9 protein-coding genes and 1 pseudogene are annotated in these 7781 nt (G+C 64.7%); 3 read left to right on the top strand and 7 right to left on the bottom strand.

Annotated features, from left to right (window positions below; all coding sequences use genetic code 11):
* The coding region (tolA, locus tag H928_RS0108085; protein WP_027010691.1) for a cell envelope integrity protein TolA at positions 1-940 on the top strand (940 nt) is incomplete at its 5' end.
* A gap of 102 nt (positions 941-1042) precedes the next feature.
* Here tolA and H928_RS0108080 read toward each other — a convergent pair.
* From H928_RS0108080 to H928_RS0108055, 6 genes are all read right to left on the bottom strand, one after another.
* A complete protein-coding gene (locus tag H928_RS0108080; RefSeq protein WP_021026023.1) occupies positions 1043-1768 on the bottom strand; it encodes an SDR family NAD(P)-dependent oxidoreductase in 726 nt (241 codons plus the stop codon).
* 43 nt (positions 1769-1811) lie between these two features.
* On the bottom strand, positions 1812-2792 hold the full coding sequence (locus H928_RS0108075; protein WP_021026022.1) for a tripartite tricarboxylate transporter substrate binding protein: 981 nt from the start codon (positions 2790-2792) through the stop codon (positions 1812-1814).
* 33 nt (positions 2793-2825) lie between these two features.
* Positions 2826-3563 carry an SDR family NAD(P)-dependent oxidoreductase gene (locus H928_RS0108070; protein WP_021026021.1) on the bottom strand — a complete coding sequence of 246 codons (738 nt, stop codon included), beginning with the start codon at positions 3561-3563 and terminating at the stop codon, positions 2826-2828.
* Position 3564: 1 nt separating this feature from the next.
* Positions 3565-4092 (bottom strand): 2,4'-dihydroxyacetophenone dioxygenase family protein, encoded by a 528-nt coding sequence (locus tag H928_RS0108065; protein WP_021026020.1) that lies wholly within the window; start codon positions 4090-4092, stop codon positions 3565-3567.
* 202 nt (positions 4093-4294) lie between these two features.
* Entirely contained in the window at positions 4295-5122 is an 828-nt protein-coding gene (locus H928_RS0108060; protein ID WP_021026019.1) for an undecaprenyl-diphosphate phosphatase, read from the bottom strand.
* Positions 5123-5240: 118 nt separating this feature from the next.
* Positions 5241-5876 (bottom strand): ATP-binding cassette domain-containing protein, encoded by a 636-nt coding sequence (locus H928_RS0108055; protein WP_021026018.1) that lies wholly within the window; start codon positions 5874-5876, stop codon positions 5241-5243.
* A 60-nt stretch (positions 5877-5936) separates the two neighbouring features.
* Between H928_RS0108055 and H928_RS26770 the strand changes: the two genes are divergently transcribed.
* Entirely contained in the window at positions 5937-6317 is a 381-nt protein-coding gene (locus H928_RS26770; protein ID WP_021026017.1) for a hypothetical protein, read from the top strand.
* An 11-nt stretch (positions 6318-6328) separates the two neighbouring features.
* Here the strand turns inward: H928_RS26770 and argC are convergent, their stop codons facing one another.
* The gene (gene argC / locus H928_RS0108045; protein ID WP_021026016.1) at positions 6329-7255 is read right to left on the bottom strand and encodes an N-acetyl-gamma-glutamyl-phosphate reductase; all 927 of its coding nucleotides are present in this window, start codon (positions 7253-7255) and stop codon (positions 6329-6331) included.
* A 128-nt stretch (positions 7256-7383) separates the two neighbouring features.
* Here argC and H928_RS26765 point away from each other — a divergent pair.
* A pseudogene (locus H928_RS26765) lies at positions 7384-7781 on the top strand (LysR family transcriptional regulator); the annotation flags it as partial.

The following is a 7781-nucleotide window of genomic DNA, read 5'->3' as shown; positions in this document are numbered from 1 at the left end:
GGCACCGCCGCCGCCCGCCCCGGTTCCGCCACCTCCTCCCCCCGCGCCCGCCCCGGCCGTGACCACACCCAAGCCCGTGGCGGCCGTGCAGGATGACGACGACCGCGAGTCCGAGATTGCCCTGCGCAAGAAAAAGGAGCAAGAAGCCAAGCAGCGCGAGCAAAAGGAGCGTGAGCTGGCCCAGCGCAAGGAAGCCGAGCGCAAGAAGCAAGCCGAGCAGGACAAGAAGGACCGCCTGGAAGAGGAGCGCCAGGAACGCCTGCAAAAGGAAAAGGACGCCCGCGAAAAGGCCGAGAAGGCGGAAAAGGACCGCAAGGAAGCCGACCGCAAGAAGCAGGCCGAGCAGGACAAGAAGGACCGCTTGCAAAAGGAAAAGGACGCCCGGGAAAAAGCCGAGAAGGACAAGGCCGAGCGCGAAAAGGCCGAGAAAGCCAAGGCAGAAGCCGACGCCAAGGCGAAGGCCGCAGCGGATGCCAAGGCCAAAGCGGCCGCCGATGCCAAAGCGAAGGCCGCTGCAGACGCCAAAGCCAAGGCCGCCGCCGATGCCAAGGCCGCCGAAGCCCAGCGCCAGGCCAATATCGCCCGCATGGCCGGTATGGCAGGCGCTGCAGGTGCGGCCGGCAGCAGCCAGGGTGGCACGCCATCGGGCAGCGCCTCTGGCCAAGGTGGCCCATCGGCCGGCTATGGCGGCAAGGTCGCTGCCAAGGTGCGCCCCAACATCACCTTCCCTGATGACATCCAGGGCAACCCGCGTGCCGAGCTGGAAGTGCGCGCTGCCCCCGATGGCACCATCGTGGGCGTGCGCGTTACCAAGTCCAGCGGCAACAAGGCCTGGGACGATGCCGTCGTCCGTGCAATGCACAAGACCGAGACCTTGCCACGCGACACCGATGGCCGCGTGCCATCCAGTCTGGTCATTGGTTTCCGCCCCAAGGACTGAAGACCTGTTTGTCTTCCCCAAAAAAATGCCCTCGGCCACCTGGCCGAGGGCATTTGTCTTTGGATGGGCAGCGTGCTGCCACCGCCCTCTCGGGCGTCAGCCTCAGCTCACCATATAGCCGCCATCGACCGGCAGCACCACGCCCGTCATAAAGCTGGCCGCCGGTGTGCAGAGGAACACGGCCGCTTGCGCCACATCCTGCGGTGTGCCCCAGCGCCCCAGCGGCGTGCGTGCCAGGATGGGGCCCGAGCGGGCCGGGTCGTCCTGCAGCGCCTGGGTCAGCGGCGTCGCAATCCAGCCCGGGGCAATCGCGTTTACCCGGATGCCATCGGCCGCATAGGCAATGGCAAGCGACTTGGTCAGCTGGCCGATACCGCCCTTGCTGGCCGCATAGCCGGGCACTAGGCCACCACCAAAGAAGGTCAGCATCGATGCGGTGTTGACAATGCAGCCGCGCCGGGCGCGCAGCTTGTCACGCGTGGCGGTGCAGACCCGCATGGTGCCGGTCAGGTTCACCTCCAGCACGCGCTGGAAGACCTCCACATCGTGCTCCAGCCCGCGCTTGATGATGCCCGCGCAGTTGAAGACGATGTCGAGCTCGTCCAGATCGGCGAGCGCCCCATCCAGATCGGCCTGGCGCGTGACATCGGCCTGGCGCACTTCCACCCCGGCGTCCAGCGTGCCATCGCCCTCGCCCAGGCCCAGCGCAATCACGCGCGCGCCCAGCGCCGCCAAATGGTTGGCAATCACGGCACCAATGCCTTGGGTGGCACCGGCGACCAGGGCGGTCTTGCCTGTCAACAGGTCTTTCTGGTAGGTCGTAGTCATCACTCGCATCTCTCGCATTGCTTGCTTATCACCCGCTTGGGGCTCAGTTCTTCATGTCCAGCAGTTTGATCAGGTCGGCGAAATAGGTCGCATCCTTCATCATCTGGTTGCGGAAACCCTGGTCATCGGCATAGACAAAGCCCAGGTTCTGTTTGGCCAGCACTTCCTGGAAGGCCGGCTCATCGACGGTCTTCTTGGCCGCCGCCTTCAAGTAGTTCAGCACATCGGTGGGCAGCTTCTTGGGGCCGGCAATGCCGCGCCAGGTGCCAATGCTCAGGTCGATGCCCTTTTCCTTCAACGTGGGCACCTTGTCGAAGTTCTTCACGCGCTGGTCCGCCATCACGGTCAGCATCTTGAGCTTGCCCGCCTGCAGCTGCTGGGCCACTTCGGCCGGGCTCACCGCCACCGCATCGACGTGGCCGCCCATCAGCGCCAGCACGGCCGGGCCCGCACCCTGGAACGGAATATGGTTGAACTGGATGCCCGTCTTGTCGCCCAGCGCCGTGGCGGCAAAGTGCCAGATCGAGCCATTGCCGGCATTGCCCACGCCCATCTTGCCGGGGTCCTTCTTGGAGGCGGCGAGGAACTCTTCGATCGTGTTCCAGGGCGCATCGGCGCGCACGGTGATCGCGGCCGGGTCGGCGTTGAACTGGATGATGGGCTGCACATCGTCGTACGAGAACTTGGCCAGGCCCATGGGCTTGAGGGTCACCAGCTCCACCGTCACCACGGCCAGCTTATAGCCGTCAGGCTTGGCATTGATCATGTCCGTCCAGCCAATGGCGCCGCTGGCACCGGGCTTGTTGATCACCACCACGCTTTGCGGAATGTGCTTGCGCGCCGCCTCACCAAAGGCACGGGCCACACCATCGGTGCCGCCACCGGGCTGGAAGGGCACGATCAGCTCGATTTGGCGTACCGGAAAGTCCGCTGCCACCGCCCAGCCGCTCATGCCCATCAGCACAGCGCTGGCACCGGCGGCGACAAAGCCCATGGCGCCGCGGCGCGTTTTATTCATGTTCATACCGTCTCCTGCTTTTTACTTTGTCGTGCAGTTTCAATAGGTCGCACGTCCACCGGATACATCAAACACCGCCCCAGTGCTGAACGAGCAGGCGTCAGACGCCAGCCACAGCACCTGGGCCGCAATCTCCTCGGGCTCACCCAGGCGGCCCATCGGGCTCTTGGCAATCATCGTGGCCACATGCGCGGGGGCCATCTGCTCCAAAATGGGCGTGCGCACCGCTGCCGGTGCCACCGCATTGACCAGTACGCCGCTGCCGGCCAGCTCCTTGCCCAGCGACTTGGTCAGCGCCAGCACCCCGGCCTTGGCCGCGCTGTAGGCCGACGCATTGGGCGTGCCCTCCTTGCCTGCGAGCGAAGCGATGTTCACCACCCGGCCATAGCCCTGGGCGCGCAGCACCGGCACCACGGCCTTGCAGACGTGGTAGACACCGACCAGGTTGATGTCGATCACGCGTTTCCAGACGGCATCGTCAAAGGCATCGAGCGCCATCGTGGGCCCGGTGATACCGGCGCTGTTGATCAGCATGTCGACCCGGCCCAGCCTCTCGAGCGTTTGCGCCAGCGCCGCCTGGATGCTGGCCGGCTCGGTCACATCGACCGGGCAGAACAGCGCATCACCTGCATCTGCGGCAGAAGGCGGCTGCAGATCCCAGACCGCCACCTGGGCACCGGCTTGCTGCAAGGCCTGCACCAGGCTGGCACCAATGCCGCTGGCGCCACCGGTCACCACGGCCACCCGGCCGCCCAATTGGTAGCTGCAATCGGCCATGTCAGCGGATGAACTGGTTGGTGTAATCGGCACCCAGGCCCACGGCCTCAAAGTGCTTGCGGCACATGTCGATCTTGGTGAACACGTCCTCAAAGCCCATGCCCTTGCCCCAGGGGTCGGTGTAGTACATGACACCGTTGACCTGGAAGTAGGTGATCATCTCCTCGCAGTCTTCGGGCACATACAAGGTGTGGGTCTCGCCTGGGGGCTCGAACACATAGCTGCCTTCCTTGGCCCACCAGTCGTGCTCCAGGTATTTCCAGCGGCCCTTGAGCACAAAGCCATGCACGGCCTGCGGGTGGCGGTGGCGGCTGAGCACGCCGGATTTGCGCACCTTGAGCAGGTTCATCCAGTAACCCTGGCTGGCATTGAGGCACAGGGGGCGAAACCAGACGTTCTCGGCCTGCGGTACCCACAGCCGCTCATCGGTGGGGATGGCGCTTTCCACCACGATCTCGGGCAAGGCATCAGGCGGGTTCGGATACTGGTAAGGCATCAACGGGGTCTGGTCAGGGCTGTCTACGGGCATTTATCCACCATATGGACTAAAGTTCACAATATGGATAATTGTAGAGAACGCCGAAAGACCCGCAGCCCAGACAAACCCCAAGCCTTGGGCGGCACAGACATATTGGCGACAGGGACCGGGCTGCGGCAGCGGCCCAACGGGCACAAAAAAACCCGGCTGTCGGACCGGGTTTCAGTGTGCGGATGCGCGTGGATGTCCGCGATCAGGAATCCACCCAATTGACCATGCCGCTAAAGGCCGTCACCAGCACGATGATGCCGAACACAATGCGGTACCAGGCAAAGGGCACAAAGCTGTTGGAGGCGATGTAGCGCAGCAGCCAGCGCACGCAGAGCCAGGCGCTGATGAACGAGAAGATGAGCCCCGTGGCAAACATGGGGATATCGGCCATCGACAGCAGCGCCCGCTCTTTGTAGAGGCTGTAGACGCCAGCGCCGATCAAGGTGGGGATCGCGAGGAAGAAGGAAAAATCGGTGGCCGCCTGGCGCGACAGGCCCATCAGCATGCCGCCGATGATGGTCGAGCCGCTGCGGCTGGTGCCCGGAATCATCGCCAGGCACTGCACCAGGCCGACCTTGAGCGCATCAAGCGGCGTCATCTCATCGACCGTCTGCACCCGCACATGGGCGGACTGGCGCTTTTCCGCCCAGAGGATGACAAAGCCGCCCAGGATAAAGGTGGTGGCCACGACGATGGGCGTGAACAAATGCGCCTTGATGTACTTGCCAAACAACAGGCCCAGCACCACGGCGGGCAAAAAGCCGATAAAGACATTGAGCGCAAAGCGCTGTGCCTGGCGGCTCGATGGCAGCGCCACGACGGTGGTCCGGATCTTTTGCCAGTACACCAGGATCACCGCAAAGATGGCGCCAGTCTGGATCGCGATGTCGAACACCTTGGCCTTGGCATCGTCAAAGCCCAGCAGGCTGCCGGCCAAAATCAAATGCCCTGTCGAGGAGATCGGCAAGAACTCCGTCAGCCCCTCCACCACGCCCATGATGGCGGCTTTGATCAACAGCAAGGTGTCCACAACAGTCTTTCAAAAAATCGGTCTGCCCGATTATCCAGCGGCCCAACACGCGCCACGGGTCTGGCCCGCCAGCGCGCACGAAAATTTACACAATGCAGCGCCCGCGCCTGCGCAGCCGCTATGGCGCCGGCAGCGCCACCACCTGCACGGCGCCCCCGGCATCCACCAAAGGCTCGTAATGCGCCAGCATGGCGTAGCGCCCCTGCGCGGCCAGGTGCGGCGCCAGGGTTTGCAAGCCCTCGCGCAAAAAAGCCAGCGCCGGCTTGTCCAGCCCCGAGGTGGGCTCATCGAGCAGCACCAGCCGGGCGCCACTGGCCAGGCCCAGCGCAATGACCAGCTTACGCAGGCTGCCAGTCGAGAGCGCCAGCAAAGGTTTGGCGCTGTGCGCGGCCAGATCCAAGCCCGCCTGCCACTGCACAAACAGGGCCTCGTCCCAGCCCGGGCAGTCGCGGCGCATCTGGGCGATCCAGTCTGCGACCACCGTGGTGCCTGGCGGCATCGTGGCGGGCAGGCGTGGCTCGTGCCAGAACACGCCCCCTGCACTCTTGAGCGCCTGCGGCGTCTGGCCATCGATAAGCAGGCTGCCCCCGCAGGCCTGCAGCTGCCCGGCCAGCAATTGCAGGGCTGTGGTCTTGCCTGCGCTCAGGCCATCGACCAGTTGCACCAGGCCAGGCGCGGCCTGCCATTGCCAGCCGGCTAGCAGCGGGGCCGCTTGCGGGTAGGAGAAATCCAGCGCATTCCATTCCAGGCTCATAGGGGTATCCGGCTTGCTTGCTTAACTCCTAAAAACATAGCATAAAATCGCGCAATATCGATGAAAACCCCGCACATGCTCGACTATTTGGACTTTGACACCAGCGATGACGGCGAAGGCCTTACCAGCCTCGATGCGATGGCCTATGCCAAGGCCGCCCAGTGGCCAGCGCTGGCAGCCGAAGTCACGCAGCTGCTGGCCTGGTGCAGCGATACCTTTGGTGCCCCCGGCCCGCTGGAAGATGGCCACCGCTGGGATCTGGACCTGCAGTTGCAAAGCGATGCCGGTGACGCGCTGGCCTTGCACTGGGATGCGCGGCAGCGCCAGCTATTGGCGCCCCAGGCAGCGCAGCAGACCGCGCTGCAGCTGAGCCTGACCCTCAGCGGCCCCGACCCCCTGGCCCAGCAGCTGACCGAGCAGTTTCTGGGCGATAGCGACTAAGCTTTCGCCCCCTATGCGCCCAGCATCAGGTCCAGGTTCTGCACCGCCGCACCCGATGCGCCTTTGCCCAGGTTGTCAAAAATGGCCGCCAGCAGCACCTGGCCCTGCGCCTCGTTGTGGAAGACGCTCAGTTGCATGGCATTCGTGCCGTTGAGCAGCTGCGGATCCAGGTGTGTAAGCGCTCTGGCCTTGTCCAGCGACAAAACCTGCACATCGGGCGCCTGCGCATAGTGGCGTGCCAGGCAGGCCTGCAACGCAGCGGCATCCACACCGGGCGGCAGCATGCGCAATGCCAGCGGCACCGTCAGCACAATGCCCTGGCGATAGGCACCATAGGCCGGCACAAACAGCGGGCGCGCGGCCAGACCTGCGTGCAACTGCATCTCCGGCGCATGCTTGTGCGCCAGCTCCAGGCCGTAGATCTGGAAGGCTGGCGGCTTGGCACCCCCCACGCCCTCATGCGCCTCGACCCCAGCGCGTCCGCGCCCGGAGTAGCCCGATACCGCGTGCACGCTGACTGGGTAGCTGGCAGGCAGCAGCCCGGCCTGCACCAGGGGCAGCAGCAAGCCGATGGCTCCCGTCGGGTAGCAGCCGGGATTGCTGACCCGGCGGGCCTTGGCAATGCGCTCAGCCTGCGCTGCCGACATCTCCGCAAAGCCATAGACCCAATCGGCCTGCGTGCGGTGCGCAGAACTGGCATCGATCACCCGCACCGCAGGATTGACGATGGCCTGCACCGCCTCGCGCGCTGCGGCGTCGGGCAAGCAGAGGATAGCGATATCGCAGGCATTGATGGCTTCGGCCCGGCGCTGGGCGTCCTTGCGCTCAGCGGCTGGCAGGGTCACGACGCGGATATCGCTGCGCCCGCGCAGCCGCTCATGGATTTGCAAACCGGTGGTGCCCTGGTCGCCGTCGATAAAAACAAGAGGAGTGCGCATATGCAGATGACTTCCGAGAATGCGGGCGCTGGCCCATGGATGAAGCCGCTATGTTCCTCCGGGCCTTAAAATAATGAAAGTTGAATTTCACAAACCAGACATTCAGCTTTTCTGAATTTGGAGCTGCGATGCGAGAGATCAGCCTGGACCGTTTGCGCACCTTGGTGGCGATTGCCGACCAGGGCTCGTTCATCCGCGCGGCGCACAGCCTGCACCTGGCGCCGCCCACGGTCAGCCTGCATATTGCCGAGCTGGAAGCGCGCATTGGCGCGCCGCTTCTGTCGCGCAAGCGCGGGCAGGTGCGGCCCTCGGCCATTGGGGACGTGCTGGTCGCGCGCGCCCGCCGCCTGCTGGACGAGGCTGAGCTGGCCTTGAGCGACATCCAGCGCCAGGTGCAAGGGCTGGAAGGGCGCGTGCGGCTGGGCGCATCGACGGGGGTGATCGCCCATCTGCTGCCCCAGGCGCTGGCGGGGCTGCGCGGGCAGCATCCGGGCATCGACATCCAGATCAGCGTCCAGACCTCAGA

It is taken from the genome of Comamonas sp. B-9, assembly GCF_000410635.1.
Lineage (GTDB): Bacteria > Pseudomonadota > Gammaproteobacteria > Burkholderiales > Burkholderiaceae_C > Comamonas.
This window is presented reverse-complemented; position numbering and strand designations above follow the sequence as displayed.